This window comes from Streptomyces sp. B5E4 (assembly GCF_039871555.1).
Classification (GTDB): Bacteria; Actinomycetota; Actinomycetes; order Streptomycetales; family Streptomycetaceae; genus Streptomyces.
This window is the reverse complement of the sequence record NZ_JBDPMI010000003.1, coordinates 383,300-409,192: the sequence shown is the minus strand read 5'-3', so window position 1 is coordinate 409,192 and position 25,893 is coordinate 383,300. Positions and strand designations below refer to the sequence as shown.

At 73.6% G+C, this 25,893-nt stretch carries 20 protein-coding genes and 1 pseudogene; 11 read left to right on the top strand and 10 right to left on the bottom strand.

Annotated features, from left to right (window positions below; translation table 11 throughout):
* Positions 1 to 182: 182 nt before the first annotated feature.
* The 7 genes from ABGA99_RS06835 (at position 183) to ABGA99_RS06805 (ending at position 9,403) form a co-directional block, all read left to right on the top strand.
* A complete protein-coding gene (locus ABGA99_RS06835) occupies positions 183 to 473 on the top strand; it encodes a hypothetical protein (RefSeq protein ID WP_047017871.1) in 291 nt (96 codons plus the stop codon).
* Positions 474 to 589: 116 nt separating this feature from the next.
* On the top strand, positions 590 to 1,423 hold the full coding sequence (locus ABGA99_RS06830; protein WP_347576245.1) for a hypothetical protein: 834 nt from the start codon (positions 590 to 592) through the stop codon (positions 1,421 to 1,423).
* A gap of 41 nt (positions 1,424 to 1,464) precedes the next feature.
* Positions 1,465 to 3,459, top strand: a complete 1,995-nt coding sequence (locus ABGA99_RS06825) for a fumarate reductase/succinate dehydrogenase flavoprotein subunit (RefSeq protein ID WP_347576246.1) — start codon at positions 1,465 to 1,467, stop codon at positions 3,457 to 3,459.
* Complete coding sequence (locus ABGA99_RS06820; RefSeq protein WP_326798309.1) at positions 3,456 to 4,241, top strand: succinate dehydrogenase/fumarate reductase iron-sulfur subunit; 786 nt, start codon at positions 3,456 to 3,458, stop codon at positions 4,239 to 4,241. Before ABGA99_RS06825 ends, ABGA99_RS06820 begins: the two co-directional genes overlap by 4 nt.
* A gap of 166 nt (positions 4,242 to 4,407) precedes the next feature.
* Positions 4,408 to 5,916: a D-alanyl-D-alanine carboxypeptidase/D-alanyl-D-alanine-endopeptidase gene (gene dacB / locus ABGA99_RS06815; RefSeq protein WP_347576247.1), complete on the top strand. Its 1,509-nt coding sequence runs from the start codon at positions 4,408 to 4,410 to the stop codon at positions 5,914 to 5,916.
* A gap of 520 nt (positions 5,917 to 6,436) precedes the next feature.
* Positions 6,437 to 8,560, top strand: coding sequence for a TPM domain-containing protein (locus ABGA99_RS06810; protein WP_347582310.1), 2,124 nt, complete (start codon positions 6,437 to 6,439; stop codon positions 8,558 to 8,560).
* A 93-nt stretch (positions 8,561 to 8,653) separates the two neighbouring features.
* Entirely contained in the window at positions 8,654 to 9,403 is a 750-nt protein-coding gene (locus ABGA99_RS06805; RefSeq protein WP_347576249.1) for a PspA/IM30 family protein, read from the top strand.
* A gap of 60 nt (positions 9,404 to 9,463) precedes the next feature.
* On the opposite strand, the gene ABGA99_RS06800 is transcribed toward ABGA99_RS06805, so the two are convergent.
* The 5 genes and pseudogenes from ABGA99_RS06800 to mgtE form a co-directional block, all read right to left on the bottom strand.
* Entirely contained in the window at positions 9,464 to 11,968 is a 2,505-nt protein-coding gene (locus ABGA99_RS06800; RefSeq protein ID WP_347576250.1) for a SpoIIE family protein phosphatase, read from the bottom strand.
* A 217-nt stretch (positions 11,969 to 12,185) separates the two neighbouring features.
* Positions 12,186 to 12,566: pseudogene (locus tag ABGA99_RS06795) on the bottom strand (ATP-binding protein); the annotation flags it as partial.
* Between the two features lie 294 nt (positions 12,567 to 12,860).
* On the bottom strand, positions 12,861 to 13,055 hold the full coding sequence (locus ABGA99_RS06790) for a hypothetical protein (protein WP_347576251.1): 195 nt from the start codon (positions 13,053 to 13,055) through the stop codon (positions 12,861 to 12,863).
* A gap of 195 nt (positions 13,056 to 13,250) precedes the next feature.
* Complete coding sequence (locus ABGA99_RS06785; RefSeq protein WP_347576252.1) at positions 13,251 to 14,003, bottom strand: GntR family transcriptional regulator; 753 nt, start codon at positions 14,001 to 14,003, stop codon at positions 13,251 to 13,253.
* 240 nt (positions 14,004 to 14,243) lie between these two features.
* Positions 14,244 to 15,578 carry a magnesium transporter gene (gene mgtE, locus ABGA99_RS06780; RefSeq protein ID WP_347576253.1) on the bottom strand — a complete coding sequence of 445 codons (1,335 nt, stop codon included), beginning with the start codon at positions 15,576 to 15,578 and terminating at the stop codon, positions 14,244 to 14,246.
* 181 nt (positions 15,579 to 15,759) lie between these two features.
* On the opposite strand from mgtE, the gene ABGA99_RS06775 reads away from it, so the two are divergent.
* The 3 genes from ABGA99_RS06775 to ABGA99_RS06765 all read left to right on the top strand — a co-directional run bounded on the left by ABGA99_RS06775 (position 15,760) and on the right by ABGA99_RS06765 (position 18,906).
* Entirely contained in the window at positions 15,760 to 17,139 is a 1,380-nt protein-coding gene (locus tag ABGA99_RS06775) for a glycoside hydrolase family 18 protein (RefSeq protein WP_347582309.1), read from the top strand.
* A 156-nt stretch (positions 17,140 to 17,295) separates the two neighbouring features.
* Entirely contained in the window at positions 17,296 to 18,063 is a 768-nt protein-coding gene (locus tag ABGA99_RS06770) for a PIG-L deacetylase family protein (RefSeq protein WP_347576255.1), read from the top strand.
* Between the two features lie 81 nt (positions 18,064 to 18,144).
* Positions 18,145 to 18,906, top strand: a complete 762-nt coding sequence (locus ABGA99_RS06765) for a MerR family transcriptional regulator (RefSeq protein WP_347582308.1) — start codon at positions 18,145 to 18,147, stop codon at positions 18,904 to 18,906.
* A gap of 156 nt (positions 18,907 to 19,062) precedes the next feature.
* Here the strand turns inward: ABGA99_RS06765 and ABGA99_RS06760 are convergent, their stop codons facing one another.
* A complete protein-coding gene (locus ABGA99_RS06760; protein WP_347582307.1) occupies positions 19,063 to 20,397 on the bottom strand; it encodes an FtsX-like permease family protein in 1,335 nt (444 codons plus the stop codon).
* 3 nt (positions 20,398 to 20,400) lie between these two features.
* Positions 20,401 to 21,249, bottom strand: a complete 849-nt coding sequence (locus tag ABGA99_RS06755; RefSeq protein WP_347576258.1) for an ABC transporter ATP-binding protein — start codon at positions 21,247 to 21,249, stop codon at positions 20,401 to 20,403.
* A gap of 197 nt (positions 21,250 to 21,446) precedes the next feature.
* Here ABGA99_RS06755 and ABGA99_RS06750 point away from each other — a divergent pair, with 197 nt between their 5' ends.
* Positions 21,447 to 22,289: an NAD(P)H-binding protein gene (locus tag ABGA99_RS06750; protein ID WP_347576259.1), complete on the top strand. Its 843-nt coding sequence runs from the start codon at positions 21,447 to 21,449 to the stop codon at positions 22,287 to 22,289.
* Between the two features lie 70 nt (positions 22,290 to 22,359).
* Here the strand turns inward: ABGA99_RS06750 and ABGA99_RS06745 are convergent, their stop codons facing one another.
* From ABGA99_RS06745 to ABGA99_RS06735, 3 genes are all read right to left on the bottom strand, one after another.
* Positions 22,360 to 23,586, bottom strand: coding sequence for a hypothetical protein (locus ABGA99_RS06745; protein WP_347576260.1), 1,227 nt, complete (start codon positions 23,584 to 23,586; stop codon positions 22,360 to 22,362).
* A 79-nt stretch (positions 23,587 to 23,665) separates the two neighbouring features.
* The gene (locus ABGA99_RS06740; RefSeq protein ID WP_101426320.1) at positions 23,666 to 24,124 is read right to left on the bottom strand and encodes an Rrf2 family transcriptional regulator; all 459 of its coding nucleotides are present in this window, start codon (positions 24,122 to 24,124) and stop codon (positions 23,666 to 23,668) included.
* A 196-nt stretch (positions 24,125 to 24,320) separates the two neighbouring features.
* Positions 24,321 to 25,865: a histidine kinase gene (locus ABGA99_RS06735; protein WP_347576473.1), complete on the bottom strand. Its 1,545-nt coding sequence runs from the start codon at positions 25,863 to 25,865 to the stop codon at positions 24,321 to 24,323.
* Positions 25,866 to 25,893: the final 28 nt, after the last annotated feature.

Genomic DNA, 25,893 nt, shown 5'->3' with positions numbered 1-25,893 from the left:
GGGATCGGCAGGATCCAGCCCCGTCCGTCACCCCCGCAGGGGGAAATCTGCAGATCCCTTCCCAAGCGAGCGCGAGACGCGCGACACTTCCCCCCACAGCGCCCTGAGCGCGTCTTCGCCGTGCGCGAAGACGCGTGCGGGGCACCGTCAGCACCGCCCGACCGAAGACGTGAGGGCATCTCATGACCCTGAACGAAGAACTGACCGCAGCGCAGCGCTGCGTCGACGATCTCGTACGCACCGTGAGCCGCCTGGAGCAGCGCATGGGCACCGGCGCGCTGGAGCTGCGCCGCGTACGGACCGACGCCGATCACCTGCGGGAGTCCCTCGCCCTGCTGCGCGAGGTCTCCGCCCAGGGCCCGGAGAAGGAGGGACCGACCCTGGTCCCCATTCCCGACCAGCCGTACGACCACACCCTGTGGCGGGACGCCGACGACGAGGGACTCGGCGCCGGCGGCCGGCACGCCCCCTAGCGGGGCAGCCGGACCACCCCCGCCCCGCGTCCGCGCCGGGGTCCCGTCAGACCCCGGTCCGCGACGCATCCCCGTCCATCCCCGACCCCACTCATCCCCTCCTGCCGGAGACAACCTTGGCCACCGGAACAACCGAACGCCCACCGACCCCCGATCAGCCGGGCGGTGTCCGCGCGCCGGGCCGTGCCGCGATCGCGGCGCGCCATCTGCGCACCGACCGCTGGTGGGTGCAGCCCACCGTCACCGTCGCCGGGCTCATGGCGTTCATCGTCTACTCGACGTGGCGCGCCCTCAGCAACGCCGACTACTACGCGGCGCCCTACGTCTCACCGTTCTACTCGCCCTGTCTGGGCTCCGACTGCGTGGACATGAAGGGCGGCCCCAACTTCGCGCTCTTCGGCGACTGGTGGTTCATGTCCCCGGCGGCGATCATCCTGATCTTCCCGCTGGGCTTCCGGTTCACCTGCTATTACTACCGCAAGTCGTACTACCGCAGCTTCTGGGGCTCGCCCCCGGCCTGCGCGGTCGCCGAGCCGCACAAGACGTACACCGGCGAGACCCGCTTCCCGCTGATCGTGCAGAACCTGCACCGCTACTTCTTCTACGCCGCGATCGCGGTCGCCGCGATCCTCACGTGGGATGCGATCCTCGGCTTCCGCAACAGCGAGTACGAGTGGGGCCACATGGGTCTGGGCACCATCGTGCTCTGGATCAACGTCGTGCTCATCTGGCTCTACACCCTCTCCTGCCACTCGTGCCGGCACATCGTCGGCGGCCGGCTCAGGCACTTCTCCAAGCACCCGCTGCGCTACCGCGCCTGGGGCCTGGTGGGCAAGCTCAACGAGCGCCATGCGCTGCTTGCCTGGGCGTCCCTCATCAGCGTGGGGCTCGCCGACCTGTACGTATACCTGGTGGCCTCGGGCGCATTCGACGACCCGGTGCTGTTCTGAGGCGCAGCGAGCCGAACGATGGGAAAGGCGAAGCACAGAAAATGACGCAAGTCGAACGGCAGCAGTGGGACGTCGTCGTGGTCGGTGCCGGGGGCGCCGGGCTGCGGGCGGCGATCGAGGCCCGCGAGCAGGGCCTGCGCACGGCCGTGATCTGCAAGTCGCTCTTCGGCAAGGCCCACACCGTGATGGCCGAGGGCGGCATCGCCGCCAGCATGGGCAACGTCAACGCGGGCGACAACTGGCAGGTGCACTTCCGCGACACGATGCGCGGCGGCAAGTTCCTCAACAGCTGGCGGATGGCGGAGCTGCACGCCAAGGAGGCGCCGGACCGCGTCTGGGAGCTGGAGACCTGGGGTGCGCTCTTCGACCGCACCAAGGACGGCAAGATCTCCCAGCGCAACTTCGGCGGCCACGAGTACCCGCGCCTCGCCCACGTCGGCGACCGCACGGGGCTCGAACTGATCCGTACGCTGCAGCAGAAGGTCGTCTCCCTCCAGCAGGAGGACTTCAAGGCCGGCGGGGACTACGAGTCCCGGATCAAGGTCTTCCAGGAGTACACGGTCACGCGCATCCTCAAGGCGCCCGACGGCCGGGTCTCCGGCGTGTTCTGCTACGAGCGCGAGTCGGGCCGGTTCTTCGTGATCGAGGCACCGTCGGTGGTGCTGGCGACCGGCGGCATCGGCAAGTCGTTCAAGGTGACGTCCAACTCCTGGGAGTACACCGGCGACGGGCACGCGCTCGCGCTGCTCGCCGGGGCGTCGCTGATCAACATGGAGTTCGTCCAGTTCCATCCCACCGGGATGGTCTGGCCGCCCTCGGTCAAGGGCATCCTCGTCACCGAGTCGGTCCGCGGCGACGGCGGTGTCCTGCGCAACAGCGAGGGCAAGCGCTTCATGTTCGACTACATCCCGGACGTCTTCAAGGAGAAGTACGCCCAGAGCGAGGACGAGGGCGACCGCTGGTACGAGGACCCGGACAACAACCGGCGCCCGCCCGAGCTGCTGCCCCGGGACGAGGTGGCCCGCGCCATCAACTCCGAGGTCAAGGCGGGCCGCGGCTCCCCGCACGGCGGGGTGTTCCTGGACGTGTCGACCCGGCTGCCCGCCGAGGAGATCAAGCGCCGGCTGCCGTCGATGCACCACCAGTTCAAGGAGCTGGCGGACGTCGACATCACCGCCGAGCCGATGGAGGTCGGCCCCACCTGCCACTACGTGATGGGCGGCGTGGACGTCGACCCCGACACGGCGGCGGCGCTGGGCGTGCCGGGCCTCTTCGCGGCCGGCGAGGTCGCCGGCGGCATGCACGGCTCCAACCGCCTCGGCGGCAACTCGCTCTCGGACCTGCTGGTGTTCGGGCGCCGCGCGGGGCTGTACGCGGCCGAGTACGCCCGCGACGCGGCGAGCTCCGACGCCGGGCCGGCCGAGGTCGACGAGGAGCAGATCGCCGCGGCGTCCGCGGAGGCACTGCGCCCGTTCAGCGCGGAGGCCGGCGCCGGCGGGGCCGCGGGTTCCGCGGGCGAGGGCGGGGACGGCGGCGCCAAGCCGCCGGAGAACCCGTACACCCTCCACCAGGAGCTGCAGCAGTCCATGAACGACCTGGTCGGCATCATCCGCCGGGAGGCGGAGATGAGCGAGGCCCTGGCGCGCCTCGGCGACCTTCGGGTACGGGCCCGGGGCGCCGGCGTCGAGGGCCACCGGCAGTTCAACCCCGGCTGGCACCTCGCGCTGGACATGCGGAACATGCTGCTGGTCAGCGAGTGCGTCGCGCGCGCGGCCCGGGAGCGTACCGAGTCCCGCGGCGGCCACACCCGCGACGACCACCCGGCGATGGACCGCGACTGGCGCAAGCAGAACCTGGTCTGCCGGCTCGCCGACCCGGCAGGCGGCGCGCTGCCCGCGGCGGACGTGCCGGACCCGGAGCGGGGCCAGATCCGGCTGGAGAAGCGCGAGATGCCGCCGATCCGGCCCGACCTGCTCGACCTCTTCGAGAAGGAAGAGCTGGTGAAGTACCTGACGGACGAGGAGCTGACCGAGTGACCACGGCACCCACCACGGGCTACATCGCCCGCTTCAAGGTCTGGCGCGGCGACACCGAGGGCGGTGGCCTGGAGGACTTCGAGGTCGAGGTGAACGAGGGCGAGGTCGTCCTCGACATCATCCACCGGCTGCAGGCCACACAGGCACCGGACCTGGCGGTGCGCTGGAACTGCAAGGCCGGGAAGTGCGGCTCGTGCAGCGCGGAGATCAACGGCCGCCCGCGGCTGCTGTGCATGACCCGGATGTCGGTGTTCGACCGCGAGGAGACCATCACGGTCACCCCGCTGCGCGCCTTCCCCGTGGTCCGCGACCTGGTCACGGACGTGGGCTTCAACTACGAGAAGGCCCGCGAGATCCCCGCGTTCGTCCCGCCGGAGAAGCTGGCGCCGGGTGAGTACCGGATGCAGCAGGAGGACGTGGACCGCTCGCAGGAGTTCCGCAAGTGCATCGAGTGCTTCCTGTGCCAGGACACCTGCCACGTGGTCCGCGACCACGAGGAGAACAAGGCGGCCTTCGCCGGCCCGCGTTTCCTCATGCGCGTCGCCGAGCTGGACATGCACCCGCTGGACGCGGCGAAGGACGAGGGTCTGGACCGCAGGACCACCGCCCAGGACGAGCACGGCCTGGGGTACTGCAACATCACCAAGTGCTGCACGGACGTCTGTCCCGAGCACATCAAGATCACCGACAATGCGCTGATCCCGCTCAAGGAGCGGGCGGCGGACCGTAAGTACGACCCGCTGGTGTGGCTGGGGAGCAAGATCTTCCGCCGCAAAGACTGAGCGTCCCGTCCGGCCGTCGGCCGGATACCACCGGTCGGACCAATGACACGGGCGGCAAGGTACTTGTTGCCCGTGTCATGGTTCGGAATGCTCGACTGTCATGAGCAGATCCTCCAGACGCCCGAAATCAGCGGCGCGTACGTGGACTTGGCCGGCCGCCGCCGGCATGGCGGCCCTACTCGCCCTCGGCCTCGGCGGCGGCGCCCCGGCCGGGGCGGACCCCGACGACGACGGGCTCAAGCAGGCGCTGGACAACGTCCTCGCCGACGAGCGCCTGGAAGGCGCGCTGGCCTCGGTCGTCGTGGCCGACGCGGCGAGCGGCGAGACGCTGTACGAGCAGTCCGCCGCCACCCGGCTCACGCCCGCCTCCAACACCAAGCTGCCCACGTCGGCCGCGGCGATGGAACTGCTGGGCCCCGACTACACCTGGTCCACCGACGCCCTCACGGCGGGCGGCGATCTGTACCTGCGCGGCAGCGGCGACCCGACGATGCTGGCCGCCGACTACGACGCGCTGGCCGCGAAGGTCGCGGCGGCGGGGGTGGACGAGGTCGGCCGGCTCGTCGCGGACGACACCCGCTTCGACTCCGTGCGGGTCGGCAACGGCTGGTCCGCCGACTACGAGTCGGACTACTACGCGATGCAGATCTCCGCGCTGACGGTGGCCCCCGACACGGACTACGACTCCGGCACGGTGGTGGTGGAGGCGTACCCCGGCAAGCGGGCGGGCGACCGGCCGACGGTGAAGGTGACGCCGGCCAACGACTACGTGAAGATCGACAACCGGGGCCTGACGGTCGCGGAGGGCGAGCGCGACACGCTGGGCATCTCGCGGGAGCACGGCACGAACACCATCGTCGTCAGCGGGAACATCCCGGTGAAGGCGAACGCCACCAAGGAGTGGATCTCGGTGTGGGAGCCGACGGGCTACGCGGCGGCGGTCTTCCGGGACGCGCTGAAGCGGCACGGGGTGGAGGTCAAGGGCAGGACGCAGCTCGGCCGGGCGACGCCGGAGGGGGCGCGTACGGTCGCCAGCCACGGCTCGATGCCGCTGAAGGACCTGATGGTCCCCTTCATGAAGCTCTCCAACAACGGCCACGCGGAGATCCTGACGAAGACGATCGGCGTGGAGACGGCGGACGCCGGCACGTGGAGCGCGGGCCTGCGGGGCGTCTCGTCGTATCTGTCGTCGGTGGGCGTCGACACGTCCACGCTCCGCCAGGTCGACGGCTCGGGGCTGTCGCGGGGCAACACGATCCCGAGCCGGGAGTTCGTCAAGCTGCTGACCGCGGTCCAGGACGAACCGTGGTTCGACGCCTGGTACGAGTCGCTGCCGGTGGCCTGCGACGCCGACCGCTTCGTGGGCGGCACGCTGCGCACGCGCATGTGCGACACCCCGGCGGAGGGCAACGCCCGCGCGAAGACGGGCTCGCTGACCGGGGCGTCGGCGCTGTCGGGGTACGTGACGGATGCGGACGGCAGGGAGCTGGTGTTCAGCGTGGTGCTGAACAACTACCTGGCGGGCTCGGTGAAGGACATCGAGGACGCGGTGGTCACGACGCTGGCGGGCCACGGCGAAGGTGGCCAGGCGGCGGAGCCGCGGTCGCAGACGAACCGGAACGCCGAACGCCGTGCGGACGTGGAGTGCGCGTGGCAGAAGCCGAAGGGCTGCTGAGACCGGCCTGACCGCGGGGCCCTGCGGGGCCCCGCGGTCCACCCGGCGGCGGCGTTCAGGCCGTTCCGTACACCCAGGCGTGGCTGCACTGGATGCCTGTCGCACACACGCGGAACTCGACGGACAGCAGTGCGCCCCCGCGCCTCAGTCGACCGCGGACCCCGCGCCGCCACAGGTCGAAGAACTGCGGTCCCTCCCGGGACTGCAGACGGCAGGCGCTGCAGGTGATTTCCCCGAGCGGGTCCGGCCGATCGGCGATCCGGATGCGCTCCAGGTCCTGGCTCGTGAAGTGGATTCGCAGCTTTTCCCCCGTATGCCCCGCAGGCAGTTCTTGACAGTTAACCTGCTCCACCCGGGCACAGGGAACTCGGGATTGCAGCACGCCGACGAAGGGCCCGGATGGGGAGACGCCGGGGAGAGACACTCGCGTCGAGTCCGGGTGCGATTCGCCTTAAAGGCACATAACCTCCCGTACAGGGCGCGCCGGGACGGCGGCGCGTGGTGGTGCGGAGGCGTACGCATGTGGACTCGGCGGCTCGGTGCCCGGCTCTTCGCTGCCGGGGTCCTCGCGCTGCTGCCCGTCGCCGTCCCGACCCCCGCCCTGCCCGTCGCGTCCGCCGTGCCCGCCCCCTCCGCCCCCCTCACCGACCCCCTCCCCCTCGACCGGGACGGGCGGATCACCGATCGCGTCGACGCCCTCCGCGACCGGCGGGCCGACGTCGTCCGGGCGCTCGAACGGCTCGACCGGGAGCACCGGGTTCGGCTCTTCGTCGCCTACGTACGTGACTTCTCCGACTTCTCCCCCCGGGACTGGGCCGACGCCACCGCCGGCAAGAACGGGCTCGGGCAGCGCGACGTCCTCCTCGCCGTCGCCACCGGCGACCGCCGGTTCGCCGTCTCCGCCCGCGCCGGCTCCGGGATCTCCCGGGGCGACGTCGACGCCGTCGGCTCCCGCGCCATCGAGCCCGCCCTGCGCCAGAACGACTGGGCGGGCGCCGCCGTCGGCGCGGCGGACGGGTACGCGGCCGTGCTCGACGACCGGCAGGTGCCCCCCGCCGACGTCACCCCCGGGCCCACCGACCCCGGCGGCAGACCACGCGGCGAGTCCGCCGCGGGTGACGTCAGCCCCACCGACTTCGTGGTGCCCGTCGGCGCCGCGCTCGCCGTCGCGCTGGCCGCCGCCCTGTTCTTCTCCCGGCGGCGGAGGGCCAAGCGCCGAGGGCCGCCCCACTGGCCCCACGACGGCACCAGCACCCCCGACCTCGACGCCGGCGCCAAGGGACTCCTCGTCGAGACCGACGACGCGCTGTACACCAGCCGGGAGGAACTCGGCATCGCCACCGCCCGGTTCGGCGAGGAGGCCACCCGGCCCTTCGCCGAGGCCGTCGGGTACGCCCAGGCCGAGCTGACCGCCGCCTTCCGCCTCCGGCAGGCACTCGACGACGCGTACCCCGAGAACGACGACGCCCGCCGCGACATGCTGGAGGAGATCGTCGCCCGCTGCACCGACGCCAACGCCCGGCTGGACGCCGAGGCCGACGCCTTCGACCGGCTGCGCGCGATGGCGGCCCGGGCCCCGCAGGTCCTCGCCACCGCCGAAGACGCCGCGCGGCGGCTCCCGGACCGTATCGGCGCCGCCGAGGGCACGCTCACCGTGCTGGCCGACGGCTTCGCCCCCGCCTCCTTCGCCGCCGTCGCCGGCAACCCCGCCGCCGCCCGCGACCGCCTGCAGTTCGCCGGGGAGAACCTCACCCATGCCCGCACCGCCCTCGGCACCGACGACCCGGCCACCGCCGCCGTCCACGTACGGGCCGCGGAGAGCGCCCTCGACCAGGCCGGCACCCTGGTCGCGGCCGTCGGACGCCGCGAGCACGAGCTGCGCGAGGCCGCCGCGCTGCTCACCGACGCGCTGCGCGACATCCGCGAGGACCTCGCCGACGCGCAGGGCGTGGCACGGGAGACCGCCGCGGACGAGTCGGGCGCCGAGCTGCGGGGCCGGGTCGCGCGGGCGCAGAAGGTGCTGGCGGAGGTGGGACAGGAGGCGGCGGGGGGCAGGTACGACCCGCCGGCCGCGCTGCGCCGCGTGACGGAGGCGGACGCGGCGCTGGAGGCGTCGCTCGCCGGCGCCCGGGAGCGGGACGGGGCCGAGCGGCGGGCACGCCGGCTGCTGGACCGGGCGCTGCTCGGCGCGCGCGGTTCGGTGGCCGCCGCCCGGGACTTCGTCACCACCCGCCGCGGCGGCATCGGCCCCGCGGCCCGTACCCGCCTGGGCGAGGGCGAGCGCCACCTCCGGCAGGCCGTGGAGCACGCGGAGACCGACGCGGCCGGCGCCCTGCGGCACGCACAGCGCGCCGACGAACTCGGCCGCGAGGCGCTCCGGCTGGCGGAGCAGGACGTCGGGGGCTTCGACGGCTCGTACGGCGGCGGCCCCTTCGGCGGCCGGTACGGCAGCGGCTACGGCGGCGGCGGACCGGGCGGCATGGGCACGGGGATGCTCGCCGGGATCATCCTCGGCGGCATGCTCGGCGGCGAGGGCTTCGAGGGACGCCGGGGCGGCGGTTTCGGGGGCGGCCTGGGCCGCGGCCCCGGCAGCTTCGGCGGCGGGGGCACGCGGGGGCGGATGGGTGGTGGAGGCCGCTTCTAGAGCTTCCCGGAGTACGAGGTACGCGACGGCGCACGCCCGCGCGTACCCCCGCCAGAACGCCACCGCACCGCCCCCTGACCCAAGGAGACCCCCGTGACCGGCAAGCAGACCGTCCTCGGCCGCACCCTTCAGCTCGCCCGCGCCGACGTCAACGCCCTCGTCGACCAGGCCGAGGATCCGCAGAAGATGCTCGACCAGTTCATCCGCGACTACTCCAACAACATCCGCGAGGCCGATCAGGCCGTCGCCACCGCCATCGGCAACCTGCGCCTGATGGAGGCGGACCACAAGAAGGACACCGGCGCCGCCGACGAGTGGGGCGCCAAGGCCCTCGTCGCCAGCCGCAAGGCCGACGAGGTACGCGCCGCCGGCGACGCCGCGCAGGCCGAGAGGTTCGACAACCTGGCCCGCAAGGCGCTGGAGCGGCAGATCACCTCGGAGAAGGAGGCGGCGGCCGCCGAGCCGCTGATCGCCGCGCAGACGGAGGTGGTGGAGAAGCTGAAACGGAACCTCGACGCGATGCGGGAGAAGCTGACCGACCTCGAATCCCGCCGCGACCGGCTCGTCGCCCGCGCCGGGACGGCGGAGGCGCGGAACCGGAGGCTCGACGCCGTCGCGAGCATGGACGTCACCGACCCCACCGCCGACCTGGGCCGCTTCGAGGCGAAGATCCGCCGCGAGGAGGCCCGCGCGACCGGCGGGGCGGAGCTGGCGGACTCGTCCCTGGACGCGCAGTTCGAGCAGTTGGACGACCTGGGCAACCAGGCGGAGGTCGACGCCCGGCTGGCCGTCCTGAAGGACGCCGGAGCACCCCCGCTCAGCGGCGACCGGGCGGCTGCCTGAGCAGCCTCCCCGCGGTCCGGACCCGGCGCGACCGCACGAGCTGAGCCCCGCGCGCCGGGCTCAGAACGCCGACAGCAGTGCGTCCTCGTCCAGTTCCCTGCCCGGGCCGCTGCCCGGCAGGGCCAGTTCGTACCAGACCGTCTTTCCCCGGTGGGTACGTCTGCTGCCCCAGTTCCGGCTGAGCAGGCTGACCAGTTGCAGACCGCGCCCGCCCTCGTCGGTGTCCCGGGCGCGGCGGCGGCGGGGCTGGACCAGGTTGCTGTCCCAGACCTCGCACACCAGGGTGCGGTCCAGCAGCAGCCGGAGCCGTATCTCCGGTTCGCCGCCGCCGCTGCGCCCGCCCTCGCCGTGCCGGAGCGCGTTCGTCACCAGCTCGCTGACCAGCAGCTCGGTGGTGTCGATCAGCGGCTCCAGGTGCCAGGCGGCGAGCTGCGTACGGGCGTGTTCACGGGCCAGCGCGACCGAACGGGGCTCCGCGGGCAGCAGCCAGTCGCCGACGGTGTCGGCGGGCAGTCCGCGGATACGGGCCATCAACAGGGCGATGTCGTCCTCTCCGTGCCGGGTGTAGAGGGTGTCGAGTACGTGGTCGCAGACGTCCTCCAGCGGCTGTGCGGGGTCGGAGAGCGCCTTGCGGAACTCCTCCAGGCCCTCGTCCAGGCCGTGGTCGCGGGACTCCACGAGGCCGTCGGTGTAGAGCGCGAGGAGGGCGCCGTCGGGCAGCTCGACCTCGACCTCCTCGAACGGCTCGCCGCCGACGCCGAGCGGCATCCCCGCGGGCACCTCCAGCAGCAGCGGCGGCTCGCCGGGCTCGACGACGACGGGCGGCAGGTGGCCGGCGTTGGCGAAGGTGCAGCGCCGGGTGACCGCGTCGTAGACGACGTACGAGCAGGTGGCGAGGTAGACCTCGTCGGAGACGCCGCCGAGGCCGCCGGCGATCTCGTCCAGGGCGGCGAGCACTTCGGCCGGCTCCAGGTCGAGCATGGCGAGGGTGCGTACGGCGCTGCGCAGCTCGCCCATGGCGACGGCGGCGCGCAGGCCGCGGCCCATGACGTCGCCGACGACGAGCGCGGTGCGGTGGCCGGGCAGTTCGATGACGTCGAACCAGTCGCCGCCGACCTCGGTGGCGGTGTTGCCGGGGAGGTAGCGGCAGGCGATGTCGAGGCCCGCGGCCTCGGGGTCGCCGGGCGGGAGCAGGCTGCGCTGGAGGATCAGGGCGCGGGAGTGCTCGCGGCGGTAGAGGCGGGCGTTGTCGATGCACACGGCGGCGCGGGAGGCGAGCTGGGCGGCGAGGGCGGCGTCGCGTTCGCCGAAGTCCTCGCTGCCGCGGGCCCGGGAGAACTGCACGAGCCCGACGACGGTGTCCCCGGCGAGCAGCGGCACGGCGAGCGTCGTCTGCACCAGACCGCTGTCGCCGCCCGGCACCCGGCGTACCTGCGCGGTGCGCAGCGCGGCGGCGTGCGGGGAGTGGAAGTCGAAGTGGTGGGTGGAGCCGACGGCGGTGACGGGCGCGTCGGAGACGGCGCTGGCGAAGGCGACGCGGCGCAGCTCGGCGCTGCCGTCGGCGAGGCCGGGGCGGCCCTCGTCGCCGTCGAGGAGGCTCTGGTAGACGTCGACGCAGGCCATGTCGCAGAACTGCGGGACGGTGACGCCCAGCAGTTCGCGCGCGGTGGTCTCCAGGTCGAGCGAGTTGCCGATGCGGGCGCCGGCCTCGTTGAGCAGCGCGAGGTTGCGGCGGGTGCTGGCGGCCTCGCTCTCGGCGTGGCGGCGGCGGGTGACGTCGGAGACGATGGCGGCGACGCCCATGGGGCGGCCCGTACGGCTGTGGACGCGGTACAGCGATATGGACCACCGCAGGCTGCCCGGCTGCCCCTCGCGCTGGCCCGGGACGGAGCCGGTCTGCGGCTCCTCGGGGGTGGGCCCGAGGATCTGCATGTCGGTGACGGGCTCGCCGGTGTCGAGGACCTGCTGGAGCGCGGCGGTGACGCGCTCGGCCTCGGGGCGCGGGAGGTAGTCGCGGGGCGCGCGGCCGGCGTGGGAGGCGACGGTGCCGCCGAAGGCGGCGGCGACCCGCTCGTTGACGCGGACGAGCCGCAGGTCGGTGCCGAACAGCAGGAAGCCCATCGGCGCTTGGCCGAAAACGGCCTGCGAGGCGGCGAGGTCGGTCTCGATACGGCGCAGCGCGTACGCGTCGACGGTGAGGCACAGCGCGCCGCGGGTGCCGCCGACGCCGGTGGTGGGCATGACGTACAGCTCGGCGATGCCGTCGACGGCGGGGTGCCCGACGGCGTCGGGCCCCGCCGGTCTGCGGTAGGGCAGCAGACCCGTCCACTCACGGCCGTCGAGGATCTCGACGACCTTCTCTCCCACGTCCGCCCGCAGCTCCTCCGGCACCAGCGCCTCGACGGCGTCGCGGCCCAGCACCTCGGCTGCGGAGATGCCGAGGAGGTCCTCGGCACGGGCACTCCACTGCTCGATGTGCCCCTCCGCGTCAAGGGCGAAGGAGGCCACCTTGATGTGGTCGTAGATGGAGCCCGGCGCACTGCTCTGCCAGAACGGTGCTCCCACGCGACCGCCCCCTTTGCTGATCCTGCTCCGGGTACGCACCGCAGAGTATGCGGGAAGATCCGTATCCGGAACATGGTCGTCGGGTCACGGGTTCGGAACGCCCCACCGCTTCCGGTCCCGGTAACCGCTGCGTCTGCGAAGTGGTGCCCGCCCGGCACCCGGCGCTACGCCCCCGCACGCCCCCTTCCGTACGCCGAAGAATCCTCCCTCGTAGGTTCTAACCAGCCGGCCCCAGCTCGAACCACACCGTCTTGCCCCTTCCGCCGCACCGGGTTCCCCAGCGCACCGCGACACTGGCGACGAGCTGCAGCCCGCGGCCGCCTTCCTCGTCCGGCGCGGCGGTACGGAGCAGCGGCGGCACCGGCAGTGTGTCGGAGACCTCGACGCGGACGCCGCCGACGGCGTCGGGTCCGCCGACGGGGCGCAGGCGCAGGCCGACGGGCCCCGAGGCGTAGCGCAGGGAGTTGGTGACCAGCTCGCTGACGAGCAGGACGGCGAGGTCGGTCACGGGGTCGAGGCGCCAGGTGCGCAGGGTGTCGCGGACGACGGCGCGGGCGGTGCGCACGCAGCCGGGGTCCGCGGGGAAGCTCCACTCGGCGAGACCGGGGGCGTCGGCGAGACCGGCGGAGCCGGCGAGGCCCGGCGGGGCGGCGGGGCCGGAGGGGGCGGCCGAGGGGGGCGTCCCGGCGGTGCCGGTGGGATCGGGGAAGCCGGGGAACGCGGCGGGGTCGGGGAGCGGGGAGAACGGCGTCACGGCGGCGTGGCGGGAGTGCGGGGGGTTGCTCACGCCTACCACATCCCAGCGGAGTTCTGTCGGATTTGCCCGACTTGGGAGGATTGGTAGGTACATACCCGCTTTGATTGAAAATATCACCTGCATGCGGAGGGGAAGCTACACGAGGCCTGCATCCCCGCCGCCGACGCGCTCCACCCGGTATATCTGCCGTTGGCCGGCGGGCCCGAAACGCAAGACCACGCGCTCGGCCTCGTCCCGCGTGGCGTAGCGGCCGACGCGGTAATGGTTGCCGTTGTCGTCCTCGCGAACGATGACCCACGGGCGTGCGGCGCCACTGTCACCCGCACCCATAAAGCCCACCCCAGGTATGCATGTCTGCCCAGGCCGCACGCGGGACGACTGCGGTCCCGGACGCCTGCTTGCCTTTCGAATATGCCAGAGCTTACGCCCGGCATTCACTCCCCGCATACGGCTTTACACGAGAAGTACCATTCTCGGCCGGAAGTTCGAATCGGCTGAGACGGGAGAAGGGGCCCGGGGCTCGGGTTACTTGACGGGCAGGTGGTAACTGACCCGGTAACGATCGGCCGGAACGATGACGTCCGCCGTCTCGACCGCCCGCCCGGAGGCGTAGAACGTCCGCTGGATGCACAGCACCGGCTGCCCCGGCACGGCGCCCAGCGCGTGGGACTCGTCGGCCAGCCCGGGGCGGGTGCCGACCTCCTCCACGACGTTGTCCACGACGACGTCGATCGCCGCCATCCGCTCCACCACGCCGCGGCCGGCGAGCGGCCCCTCCTCGGGCAGCATCACGGGCGTGCGGCCGGTCAGCGCCAGCGGCTCCCAGGACGTGGACAGCAGCACGGGCTCACCGGCCGAGCGGAAGACGTAGCGCGTACGCATCACCGGGTCGCCGGCACCCAGGTGCAGCCGGGCGGCGACGGCCCCGCACGCGTGCTCCTGCGCGCTGCGCGACTCCCAGGAGCCGGTGACCGACTCGTCGGCCTGCTCCTGGCGGAAGGGGGTGAGGTCGGCGAGGCCGCGGTAGCCGGTACGGACCAGCCGGTGCGGCTCGGGCCGCGGGCGTACGTACGTACCGGACCCGGACCGGCCCTCGACCAGGCCCTCGGCCATCAGCACCTTGCGCGCCTCCAGCGCGACGGTGTCGGAGACCCCGTACAACTGGCGGATACGGGCCTGGGAGGGCAGCCGGGCGTGTGGCGGCAGTTCGCCGCTGACGATCTTCCGGCGGAGGTCCGCGGCGACCCGCAGATAGGCGGGCTGCTCACCTAGAGGCACCGTTTTTTCACACCCCCGTCACCGCAGTCGCCGTCCCGGTCCGCGCCGGCCCCCGGCCGCCTGCGCCGTTCCGGCCTGAGTACGCGCGAAAGCCTGGCAATCTGCGACCGTGGCCCGCAACCCCGGGGGAGAGCTTTACGGAGCGCGTTCACCGGCGGGTGTGCGCGGGGGTTCCGGGGCGTACGCCCGCGTGCTCACCGTGCGCCTCACAGGCCCGCCCACGGCCGCCTCACCGCCCCCTCAGAGACCGAGCACCACGCGGGCGAGGAGGAAGTAGATCACCAGCCCCGTGGCGTCGACCAGCGTGGTCACCAGGGGGGCCGAGATCACCGCCGGGTCGATCCCCAACTGCTTGGCCAGCAGCGGCATCACGGAGCCGACCGACGCGGCCCAGGAGCAGATCACCACCAGCGACAGCGACACGGTCAACGCGATCCGGCCGTCCGTCATGATCGTCGCCAGTACGATGCCCACGATGCCGAGCCCCACGCCCAGCAGAAACCCCACCCGGCACTCCCGCCACGCCACCCGGGCCACGTCGCCCGGGCGCAGCTCGCCGACCGCGATCGCGCGCACCGCGCCGGTCGCGGCCTGGGCGCCGACGTTGCCGCCGGTGCCGACGAGCAGCGGGATGAAGACCGCCAGCGCGGTGACCGCCTCCAGTTCCCCCTCGAACGCCTGCAGCACGCCGGCGGTGAGGGTGGCGGCGAGGATCAGCAGGAAGAGCCAGATGATGCGCGCGCGGGCGAGCCGGAAGACCCCGACCGAGAGATAGTGCCCCTCGACGGGCTCGGCGCCGGCCTGCCGGGCCACGTCCTCGGTGTCCGCCTCCTCGATCAGCTCGATGGCGTCGTCGACGGTGAGGATGCCGACGACCCGGTCCTCGCTGTCCACGACGGGCAGGCCGAGGAGGTTGGCCTCCTGCATCAGACGGGCGGCGGCCTCGGCGTTGTCCGTGGCGTAGACCCGCGGGAACTCGGTGTCCACCAGGTCGATGAGCGGCCGCCCGGGCGGGGCCAGCACCACCTCCCGCAGCGAGACCACGCCCACCAGGTGCCGGCGGTCGTCGACGACGGGCAGCGTGTAGACGGTCTCGGCGTCCGGGCCCTGGCTGCGCACCCGTTCCAGCGCCTCGGCGACGGTGGACTGCTCCTTCAGCCGCACCAGTTCCGGCGACATGTACCGGCCGACGGCGTCCTGTTCGTAGCCGAGCAGCGGGGCGGTCAGGGCGCGTTCGCGGGGGCTCAGGCCGGCCAGCACGCGCTGGGTGAAGTTGGCGGGCGCCTCGCCGAGGAGGCGGGCGCGGTCGTCGGGGTCCATCTCCTCGACGACGTGCCGGAACGTCTGGTCGCGCAGCCCTTCGAGGATCTTCTGCTGGTCCCCGGCGCCCAGTTCCTCGAAGACCTCGACCGCGCGGTCCTTCTCCAGCAGCCGGAAGCAGAAGACGGCGGTGACCTCGTCGGCGCGGGCGAGTTCGTCGGCGACGACGTGCGGGGGGTGGTCGGCGAGCCACGCCTGCAGCCCGGCGACGTCGTTGCCGTCGAGGAGGGCGCCGAGGTCGGTGTCCACGGTCATGCCCGTACTCCCTCCGCTCGGGCCGCTGTCCGGCTTCACCCTAGAACGTGGCGATTATCGCGGTGAGCAGGGGCGTGCAACCGGGTGCGCCGTACCGTACGAACCCTTGACCCCTATTGGTCTAGGCCAATAGCGTTCGGCGCACCCGAGAGAAGCGCGATCTCCCGAGAAGAGGGTTTCCATGCACCGAAGACTCGTGCGCCGCCTGGCCGTGGCCGGCTGTGCGCTGTCCCTCCTGGTCACCCCCGGTCTCACCACGGCCGGTGCCACCGCCGCGACCCCGCACGAAGCCCCGCGCCCCACCCCCGCCGCCGCAGACCGTCAGGGCGACGACGACCGGGGCGGCCGGGACGAGGCCCGGCGCGTCGGCTACTTCACCCAGTGGGGTACCCGGGACCGCGGCTTCCTCGTCAAGGACCTCGTCACCAGCGGCACCGCCGCGCGGCTGACCCACCTCAACTACGCCTTCGGCAACGTCAGCCCGGACGGCACGTGCTTCGAGGACAACATCCCGGGCGAGGGCGACGCCTTCACCGACTACCAGCGGACGATGACCGGCGCCGAGTCCGTCGACGGCCGGGCCGACTCGTCGCGGCAGCGGCTCGCGGGCAACTTCAACCAGATCCGCGAACTGAAGGCCAGGTATCCGGATCTGAAGGTCATGATCTCGCTCGGCGGCTGGGCCTGGTCCACGTACTTCTCGGACGCGGTCCGTACGCCCGAGTCGCGCAAGGAGTTCGTGTCCTCCTGCATCGACCTGTTCATCAAGGGCAACCTGCCGCGGATCGACGGCCGCGGCGGCCCCGGCAGCGCGGCGGGCGTCTTCGACGGCATCGACCTGGACTGGGAGTGGCCGAACTACCCCGGTGACGTCGACACGATCTACCGGCCCGAGGACAAGGAGAACTTCACCGCGGTCGTCGCCGAGTTCCGGCGGCAGCTCGACCGGGTGGAGCGCTCGCGCGAGGGCCGCGGACGGCACCTGCTGCTCACCGCGTTCCTGCCGGCGAACGCCAACGCGATGGACGCGGGCTACGAGACCCGCAAGCTCTTCCCCCAGCTGGACTACGCCACCCTCCAGGGCTACGACCTGCACGGCGCCTGGGAGAAGAACACCAACCAGCAGTCCGCCATCCACTCCCCCGACGACAGCCTGCAGCAGGTCGTCGACGACTGGCTGCTGCGCGGTGCGCCGCGGGACAAGCTGGTCCTCGGCATCCCGTTCTACGGCCGCGGCTGGAAGGGCGTCGAAGGCGGCGGCACGGGCTTCAACCAGCCCGCCGCGGGCGCGGCGCCGGGCACCTGGGAGGCGGGCTTCGAGGACTACAAGGTCCTGAAGGAGTTCGCGGCCTCGGGTGAGTACGAGGTGTACCGCGACAAGAAGAGCGGCCACGCCTGGCTCTTCGACGGCAGCACGTTCTGGACGTACGACGACCCGAAGGTCATCGCCCAGAAGGCCGAGTACATCGACGACCGCAACCTCGGCGGCGCGATGGTCTGGTCGCTGGACGGCGACGACGACGGCGAGCTGTACCGGGTCCTGGACCGCGGTCTGGACTGACCCGCCCCGACGAGGCGGTGCCGGGTCCGGGCCCGGCACCGCCTCGTCGCCGTTCGCCCCGCCGCACCGCCGCCCGCCCCGCCGTTCGCCCGGCGGTCCCCCGCGGGACCCGCGGCCGGGCCGGGACGTGACACCGCGTCATGTGACCATGGCGGCATGACAGACACCGCGCACGCGACCCTCGCGCCCCTCCCCGACGACTGGCACCGGGCCCTCGCGATCGTCGCCCACCCCGACGACCTGGAGTACGGCACCGCCGCCGCGGTGTCGAAGTGGACCGACGCGGGCAAGCAGGTCGCGTACGTGCTCGCCAGCCGCGGCGAGGCCGGGATCGACGGGATGGAGCCCGGGGAGTGCGCCCGGGTGCGGGAGGAGGAACAGCGGGCCAGCTCCGCGGTCGTGGGCGTGACCGCGCTGGAGTTCCTCGACCACCGCGACGGCGTCATCGAGGAGGGCCTGCCGCTGCGCCGCGACCTCGCCGCCGCCATCCGCCGCCACCGCCCCGAGCTGATCATCACCCTCAACCACCACGACACCTGGGGGCCGGGGCCCGGCGCCCCGCGCAACACCCCCGACCACCGGGCAGTCGGCCGCGGCGTGCTGGACGCCGTCGGCGACGCGGGCAACCGCTGGATCTTCCCCGACCTGCTGGAGCAGGGCCTCCTGCCATGGGGCGGCGTCCGCTGGACCGCCGTCGCCGGCTCCCCGTACCCCACGCACGCCGAGGACGTCACCGAGGCGGCCATGGAGCGGGCGGTGGCGTCGCTGACCGAGCACCGGGCGTACATCCTCGGCCTGGGCGAGGAGGACCCCCGCGAGTACGCCCGCAAACTCACCGGCCAGATGCTCACCGAGACCGGCAGGCGGTGCGGCGCCGACCTCGCCGTGGGCTTCGAGCTGGTGCCGCACAGCTTCGACGATTGACCTTGCCGCAACGTCAACTTCTACGGTGAAAGCACACCGACCGGCCGACCGGGCACGACGGACCGAGGAGCTTGCACCGTCATGGAGTGGTCCATCCAGGAGATCGCGCGCACCGCGGGCACCACGAGCCGCACCCTGCGCCACTACGGCGAGGTGGGGCTGCTCCGCCCCAGCCGCGTCGCGGCCAACGGCTACCGCTACTACGACGAGCACGCCCTCGTCCGGTTGCAGCGCATCCTGCTGCTCCGCGAACTCGGCCTCGGCCTCCAGGCCATCGCCGGCGTACTCGACGCCGGCGGCGGCCCCGAGGACACCGCGGCCGCGCTCGCCACGCACCTGGAGCTGCTGGAGCAGGAGCGGCGGCGCATCGGGCGGCAGATCGCGTCGGTGAGGACCACACTGCGGAAGCTGACGGAAGGGGAGCCGCTCATGGCGGAAGAAGTGCTCGACGGGTTCGACCACACCCGGTACGAGGAGGAGGTCACGCGGCGCTGGGGGAAGGCGGCGTACGAGCGGGGCGACCGGTGGTGGCGCGCGCTGAGCGAGGAGCAGCGGCGGGACTTCCAGCGCCGCCAGCAGGACGTCGCCCGCGACTTCGCCGCGGCGCACGCCGCGGGCGAGGCGCCGGACGGCGAGGTGGCACAGGAGATCACGCAGCGGCAGTACGAGTGGATCAGCGCCGGCTGGCAGGGGCAGGAGCCGTCGGCGGAGGCGTTCGCCGGGCTGGGGCAGATGTACGTGGACGACCCGCGGTTCGGCGCGCACTACGACGCGCGCGGGGAGGGGACGGCGGTGTTCGTCCGGGACGCGATGCGCGTGTACGCGGAGCGCAACCTGAGGTAGGGCCGCCTGCCGGCAGCGGGCGCAACGCCCGTACGCCGTAGGTGCGGTTCGGCCCGCGCGCCCCTGACGCCCGTACGCCGTGCGCCCGTTCCCTCCGGCCCGTACGTACGCCGAAGGGCCCGCCGACCCCGTCGGCGGGCCCTTCCCTGCGCCCCCTCATGCCGCCAGCGCGACCGTCTCGACCGCCGGTGTCCGCAGCACCCGGCGCGCGGTGCCCAGCGCGGTGACCATGGTCGCCGCCGCGGCCACCCCCACGACCGCCAGCCAGATCCCGTACCCCGCCCCGGGCAGCACGTCGTCCGTACGGGCCACCGTGAAGGGCACGATCCCGGCAACCGCCGCGAGCGTCCCGAAGAACACCCCGGTCACCGTCAGCAGCAGCCCCTCAAGACCGACGCCCGCCAGCACCTGGCCGGGGGTCGCGCCGGCCAGCCGCTGCTGGCCGAACTCGCGGCTGCGGTACGAGGTCGCCGCGTACAGCGTGTTGATCAGCATCACGCAGGCGAAGACGGCGATGATCCCGACGACGACGAAGTTCAGCGTCTCCAGGTTCTTGTCGTCCACCGACTGCGTCAGCCCGGCGGCCTCGATGTGGTCGTTCTCGACGGACTGCATGTACAGCGTCGCGACCGAGATGCCCACGAAGAGGACCATCGGCATCAGCACCCCGGACAACTGCGCGGCCCGCTGCCGCAGCCCGTGCACCGTCAGGTAGCCGCTGCCCCCGCCGAACGCCGTCAGGAGCCCGCCGGTGAGCCGCAGCAGCCCGCCGAGCAGCGCCGGCGAGAAGGCCGCGAAGCCGACCGACAACAGGATCGCCCCGTACGCCGGCGGCGCCATGGCCTCCGGGCCCCCGTCGCCCAGGGCGAAGGTGGTCAGGCACAGCGCCCCGCCCAGGCCCAGCGCGGCGTAGCCGCCCCAGGTGCGCAGCCGGCGGCGCGGGGCGTGCTGCTCGCGCGCCCTGGTGGCCCGCCGCACCGCGAGGAACGCGGCACCGACCGACGCCAGCAGCGTGATGTCGATGCCGGACATCAGCGCGATGGTGCCGAAGGCGTGGTCGACGTCGCCGGCGACCTGCCCGCTGTCCTGGAACATGTCCAGCAGGATCCGGCCGCCGACCATGCCGGGGACGATCGCCAGCAGCGAGCCGACGAGGCCGACGGCCGCCGCCTCGCCGACGATCATCCGGGTGATCTGCGCGGGCGTCGCGCCCGTGGAGCGCAGCAGGTCGATCTCGGTGGTGCGCTGCCGTACGGCGACCGTGAGGGTGGAGGCGACGGCGAAGAACACCAGCAGCGAGCCGTAGCCGCCGACGACCATGGCGGCCGTGGACAGGGACTCCGAGCTGACGTCGTCGACGCCCTTGGCGCCCGCCGTGTCGAGGAGCGAGTTGAACATCATGATGATCGTCGCGCCGAGGAAGGCGGACAGGAGCGTGGCGGCGAAGCGGCCGGGCCGCTGCCGGATGGAGCGCATGGCGAGCGAGAACACCGGTCAGACCCCCATCGGCGCGGAGTGGCGCGGGTCGTGGTGCGGGGCATCGGCTTCGTACATGTCGCCGAGGTGGGTCATCCGCTCCGCGACGGCGTCGGCGGTCGGGGCGTTCATCCGCCCCACCAGCCGGCCGTCGGCGAGGAACAGCACGGAGTCCGCGTACGAGGCGGCCACCGGGTCGTGCGTCACCATCACCACGGTGCGGCGGTCGACGCGCACGGTCTCCTGGAGCAGGCCCAGTACGTCGCGGGCGCTGCGGGTGTCGAGGGCACCGGTCGGCTCGTCGGCGAAGACCACGCTCGGCGCGGCGACGAGCGCGCGGGCGATGGCGACGCGCTGCCGCTGACCGCCGGAGAGCTGGTCGGGCCGGTGCCGCATCCGGTCGGCGAGGCCGACGCGGGCCAGCACCTCGCGGACGCGGGCGCGGTCGACGCGGCGGCCGGCGAGCTTGAGCGGCAGCACGATGTTCTGCGCGACGTTCAGCGTGGGCAGCAGGTTGTACTGCTGGAAGACGAACCCGATCCGCTCGCGGCGGAACTTCGTCAGCTCCGTCTCGCTGCCCCCGGTCATCTCCGCGCCGTCGACCATCACCACGCCGCTGTCGGGCCGGTCCAGGCCCGCGGCGCACTGCAGCAGCGTCGACTTCCCGGATCCCGAGGGCCCCATCACGGCGGTGAAGGACCCGGCCGGCAGGCTCAGCGTCACCCCGTCGAGCGCGGTGACGGCGGCCTCCTCGGCGCCCCCGGTCCCGTAGACCTTGGTCACCTTGACCAGCCGCAGCGCCTCGTGCGGCGCACCGCCGGCGACGGGACCCGCGGCCCTCCCGTGGCGCTCCTTGCGTCCGAACATCGTCTTCACCCCTCGTTGTCGCGGCACTCCCTGTGCCTGACCACGAAGCTACGGACGGTGACGGGCGCGGGCACTGGGCGCACGACCCCAATGGGGGGTGGTGTTACGTGCACCCTGCCGGGTCGACTTGACCTCAAGTGCGGTTGAAGTCGGAGGCTGGGAGAGCCACCGACGAAAGGGGAAAAACCGTGATCCTGGTGACCGGAGCAACGGGCAGAGTAGGAGGTCAGGCGGTTGCGCAGGCGCACTGGGCGGGTCTGCCCGTACGGGCCCTGGTGCGCGACCCGGCCCGCGCGGACTTCCCGGCGGGGGTGGAGGTCGTCCGCGGAGACCTCGCCGACCCCGCGACGCTGGCCCCGGCCTTCGCGGGCGTCTCGGAGGTCTTCCTCGTCTGGCCGCTGCCGACCGCCGACACCGCCTCCGCCGTCCTGGACGCGGCGATCGCCGGGGGTGTGCGCCGTATCGCGTACGTCTCCGCCTGGGGCGCGTCCGACGATCCCGCGGAGGAGCCCGAGGGCATCCTCGGCTTCCACACCGCCATCGAGCGCCTGCTGCGGGCCTCACCGCTGGAGTGGACCTTCCTGCGCGCCGGCGGCTTCGCCGCCAACACCCTGCACTGGGCGGACCAGATCCGCGCGGGCGACGTGGTCCACGCCCCGTACGGCCGGGCGGGCCGCTCCCTCATCCACGAGGCCGACATCGCCGCGGTCGGCCTCCGCGCCCTGACCCACGAGGGCCACGCCGGGGCGACGTACCACCTGACGGGCCCCGAAACCCTCACGCAGGCCGAGCAGGTCCGCACGATCGGCGAGGCCCTCGGCCGCGACGTCCGCTTCGAGGAGTCCGCGCCGGAGGTGGCCCGCAAGGCGTACGTGTCGGCGGGCCTGCCCCCGTCGTTCGCGGACGGGATCCTGGCGGCCCACGCGGAGTTGGTGGCGCACCCGGAGCCGGTGACGCAGACGGTGGCGGAGGTGACGGGCCACAAGGCGCGCACGTTCGCGGAGTGGGCCAGGGACCACGCGGCGGACTTCGGCGGCTGACCCCTCGGCTCGCGGCGCCGATGCCCCCGCCGCGCCGGGCCGGTCGCGGTGTCCCGTCCGCCTCCGGCGGTCAGTGGACCGTCCAGCGGTAGCAGCGGGTCACCGTGCCGCCCGAGGGGTGGGGGAAGGACGCGGTGCCGAGGGCTTCGCCGGTGTGCGTGAGCCAGCTCGCCTCGCTTTCCACCGCGCCGGGCGGCAGGCCCAGGTCGACGACGCGGCCGTGGCGCCAGTAGACCGCGCGCCGGCCCTCCTCCGTGAAGCAGTGGCCCGCCACGTCGCCGCGGTCGTTGAGGGCCGTGGCCGTGGTGCCGTAGAGGGCTTCCGGGAGGGTGGGGAGGGGCTTCAGGCCACGGCGGGGCGACCAGAGGAAGGGGCCGTCGGTGGCGGTGCTGCGGCCGATGACCTCGCCGCCGGTGTTGAGGAAGCGGCCGTCGAGGGGGACGCTGCTGGCGCCGCCGTCGAAGCGGGTGAAGTCCGTGAGGCGGTCGCCGTCCCAGACGAACGCCCGCCACTCCCCCGTGTCGCCCTCCGCGGAACCGGCCACCACGCCGCGGGCGTTGACGCCAGCGCCGAAGACCGGGCGGTACGCGCCGGTGAGGCGGGTGAGTTCGGTGACGGTGCCGTCGTGCCAGAGGAACGGGTCCCGCGACCAGGCCATGAAGCGCACCTGCCCGGCGACCACATGGCCGCCGTTGCCCAGTGCGTCGGGGGCGGCGTTGACCGCCTCGGGGTCGGGGGGCGTGAGGCGCACCGGAGCGGCGGTGGTGGCGGGGCGCAGGACGTACAGGCCGCCGCGCGGGGGGAGTTCGGGGTCGGCCTGGAACTCCGTCTGGGTCTGGACGAGGACCCGGCCGCGGTCGTCGATGTGCGTGCCCCACGCGCGGTGGTCGTCGCCCGCCAGCACCCGCCGGGGCGCGCCTGCACGGGTCCAGACGACGGCGTGGGTGCGGTTCTCGTCCGGCAGGAAGTGGTAACCGATCAGCGCGCCGCGCCCGTTGACGCCCTGGAGGGTGTACGAACCGGAGGCGTGCAGCGCGCGCGGGCGCCGGACCCGCGAGCCGTGCCACGCCGCCTGCACCTCCTCGCCGTCCGGCCCGAGCGCGCGGCCGACGGCCCGGCCGGCGGGGTGGACGTACGACAGGAAGGTCATCGGCAGCGAGCCGTCCGGGTCGGCCAGCGGGCGGGCCACCACGCGGCGGCCCCGTGCGGCCGCCGGCTGCGGGATGACGGCGGCGATGCCTCCCGCCGCCGCGCCCGCGAGCAGCGCTCGCCTGCCTATGTGCCGGTTCTCGGGCACGTCTCTCCTCGGAGTCGGGTGTCCGTGGGGGGAGACGCGGGAGTCACTGTCGCACGGCGGCGGCGCGTGCGCTACGCCCTCAGGGGTTCGTCCACGCGTCGGGGTCCTCGGCCAGCTCGTGCACGTACCCCGGCAGCCGCGCCGACGCCACGTCCGCGAGCGTGACCTCCCCCAGGATCTTGCGTACGTTCACGCGCAGCGCGATCCACAGCGGCAGCAGCGACTCCGCGGGCCCCACGTACGACAGCTCCGGCGGCCGGGCGCCGCGCACGGAGACCAGCGGACCCTCCACGACCCGTATGACGTCGGCGATGGTGATCTCGTCGGCGGGCGCGGCGAGGCGGTAGCCGCCGCGCCCGCCGCGCTGGCTGACGACCAGTCGGCCGCGGCGCATGTCGCCGAGGATGCTCTCCAGGAACTTGTGCGGAATGCCCTGCGCGTCCGCGATGGCCTCCGCCTTGACCGGGGCGTCCTCCGTCGCCGCCGCCAGCTCCAGTGCCGCGCGCACCGCGTAGTCTGCTCGTGCCGAGATCCGCATGCCGGTCATTATGTCTGCACGGCGCCCCCGGCTCTGCCAGGGGCATGCGCGTCCCCGCACTCCGGCGTCGGAGTCTGTCGTTCGGGTCTTGTCGGATCAGGGAGCGGCGGCCGGTGCTGTGCACCGCAAGGCGGAGGAGGAGGCGACGCGGCGCGTCGTCGACCACGACCACGCGCGGGCCTGGCGAAGACCCGAACTACAGGCCCTGGGTGTGCGTGCCGGGCGGCCGGTCCGGGAGCGGGATCAGGGCGCGGACGCGGTAGCCGCCGCGGGGGCGCGGGGCGGCGTGGAGCGTACCGCCGTAGACCGCGAGGCGTTCGCGCAGGCCGATGAGCCCGCGGCCGCTGCCCGCCGCGGCGCGGGCGGTGGGCGGGCCGCCGGTGTCGGTCACCTCGACGCGCAGCTCGCCGGGGGCGTGTGCCACGGAGACGGTGACCGAGGCGCCCGCGGCGTGTTTGACGGCGTTCGTCAGCGCCTCCTGCACCACGCGGTACGCGGCGAGGTCGACGCCGGCCGGCAGCGGGGCCTCGGGGGCGCCGGTCACGGACAGCTCGACGGGGACGCCGGTGTCGCGTACGCGCCCGGCGAGGGCGGCGAGTTGGCCGAGGCCCGGTTGCGGGGCGAGGTCGACGGCGAGGGCGGGGTTGACGGCGCCGGGTGCGGCATCGGGGGTGCGGTCCGCGTCCCGGGCGGCCGTCCTGCCGTCCGGCTTGCCGTACGCCGCCGGGTCGGGGCCGGGTCCCGTCACCGGGTCCGCGGTCGGGTCCGCCGTCGGCTCGGCCGACGCCCCCTCCGGGCCCGCCGCCGCCATCGTCAGCAGTCCCATGACGTGCCGCAGCTCCGCCATCGCCGCCCGCCCGCCGGCCTCCACCGCGCGCATCGCCTCCCGCGCCTGCTCCGGCGACGTGTCCAGCACCTTGCGCGCCGCCCCCGCCTGAATCGTCATCATGCTGACGTTGTGCGTGACCACGTCGTGCAGTTCGCGCGCGATCCGCGACCGCTCCTGGTCCACCGCCAGCCGCGTCGCCACCGCCTGCTGCTCCTGGAGGGCGCGTACGCGCTGCTGCCACGTGTGGATCGCGTTGGCGGCCAGCCCGACCGGCAGCAGCACCAGCAGCGGCAGGAACCCGCGTCCCACCTCCGGCACCACCCCCGCCACCGCGAACAGCGGCACGCCCGCGAGGAGGGTCACCAGCGCGCTCCTGCGGTGCGGGCTGTACATCACCGCGCTGTACGCCGCGACCACCCCGGCGGCGAACGCGAACGCCGTCGCCCCCTTGGCGACCTCGCCCAGGTGGAACCCCATGGCCGCGCCGAGCACCGCCCAGAACGCGACGAGCGGGTAGCGGCGCCGTACGACCAGCGGGACGGCGGTCAGCGCGCCGAGGACCAACTCCCAGCCCCGGACGGGCGGGAGCACGTGCTCGATGACGGGCGGCGGCGGGTACTTCTGCTCGTGAGGCGGCTCTTGCGGCCCGGCCTCGCCACGCTCGGGCACCCCCGGCGAACCGGGCTCCGGAAGAAGCGACGTACCGGGCTCGGGCACCCGCGGGGAGCCGGGCTCCGGGAACAGCGGCGAGCCGGGCTCCGCGATACCCGGCCAGGGGGGCCGCGGCGGGGCGATTTCCTGCGGGGCGTCCCCGCGCGGCTCGTAGAAGGAGCGGTCGAGGTCGGCGACGACCGTGCCGACGGACAGCACGAGGGCGAGGGCGACGTCCGCGGTCCAGGCCCACCGGGACAGCCGCGGCGGCGCGACCCCGCCTGCGGCG

Bases quoted from the DNA above. Each gene is read 5' to 3' on its own strand.
- mgtE (WP_347576253.1), bottom strand. From the start codon at position 15,578: ATGACCGTGGACACCGACCTCGGCGCCCTCCTCGACGGCAACGACGTC.
- ABGA99_RS06775 (WP_347582309.1), top strand. From the start codon at position 15,760: ATGCACCGAAGACTCGTGCGCCGCCTGGCCGTGGCCGGCTGTGCGCTG.
- ABGA99_RS06740 (WP_101426320.1), bottom strand. From the start codon at position 24,124: ATGCGGATCTCGGCACGAGCAGACTACGCGGTGCGCGCGGCACTGGAG.
- dacB (WP_347576247.1), top strand. From the start codon at position 4,408: ATGGCGGCCCTACTCGCCCTCGGCCTCGGCGGCGGCGCCCCGGCCGGG.
- ABGA99_RS06770 (WP_347576255.1), top strand. From the start codon at position 17,296: ATGACAGACACCGCGCACGCGACCCTCGCGCCCCTCCCCGACGACTGG.
- ABGA99_RS06835 (WP_047017871.1), top strand. From the start codon at position 183: ATGACCCTGAACGAAGAACTGACCGCAGCGCAGCGCTGCGTCGACGAT.
- ABGA99_RS06790 (WP_347576251.1), bottom strand. From the start codon at position 13,055: ATGGGTGCGGGTGACAGTGGCGCCGCACGCCCGTGGGTCATCGTTCGC.
- ABGA99_RS06755 (WP_347576258.1), bottom strand. From the start codon at position 21,249: ATGTTCGGACGCAAGGAGCGCCACGGGAGGGCCGCGGGTCCCGTCGCC.
- ABGA99_RS06765 (WP_347582308.1), top strand. From the start codon at position 18,145: ATGGAGTGGTCCATCCAGGAGATCGCGCGCACCGCGGGCACCACGAGC.
- ABGA99_RS06810 (WP_347582310.1), top strand. From the start codon at position 6,437: ATGTGGACTCGGCGGCTCGGTGCCCGGCTCTTCGCTGCCGGGGTCCTC.
- ABGA99_RS06825 (WP_347576246.1), top strand. From the start codon at position 1,465: ATGACGCAAGTCGAACGGCAGCAGTGGGACGTCGTCGTGGTCGGTGCC.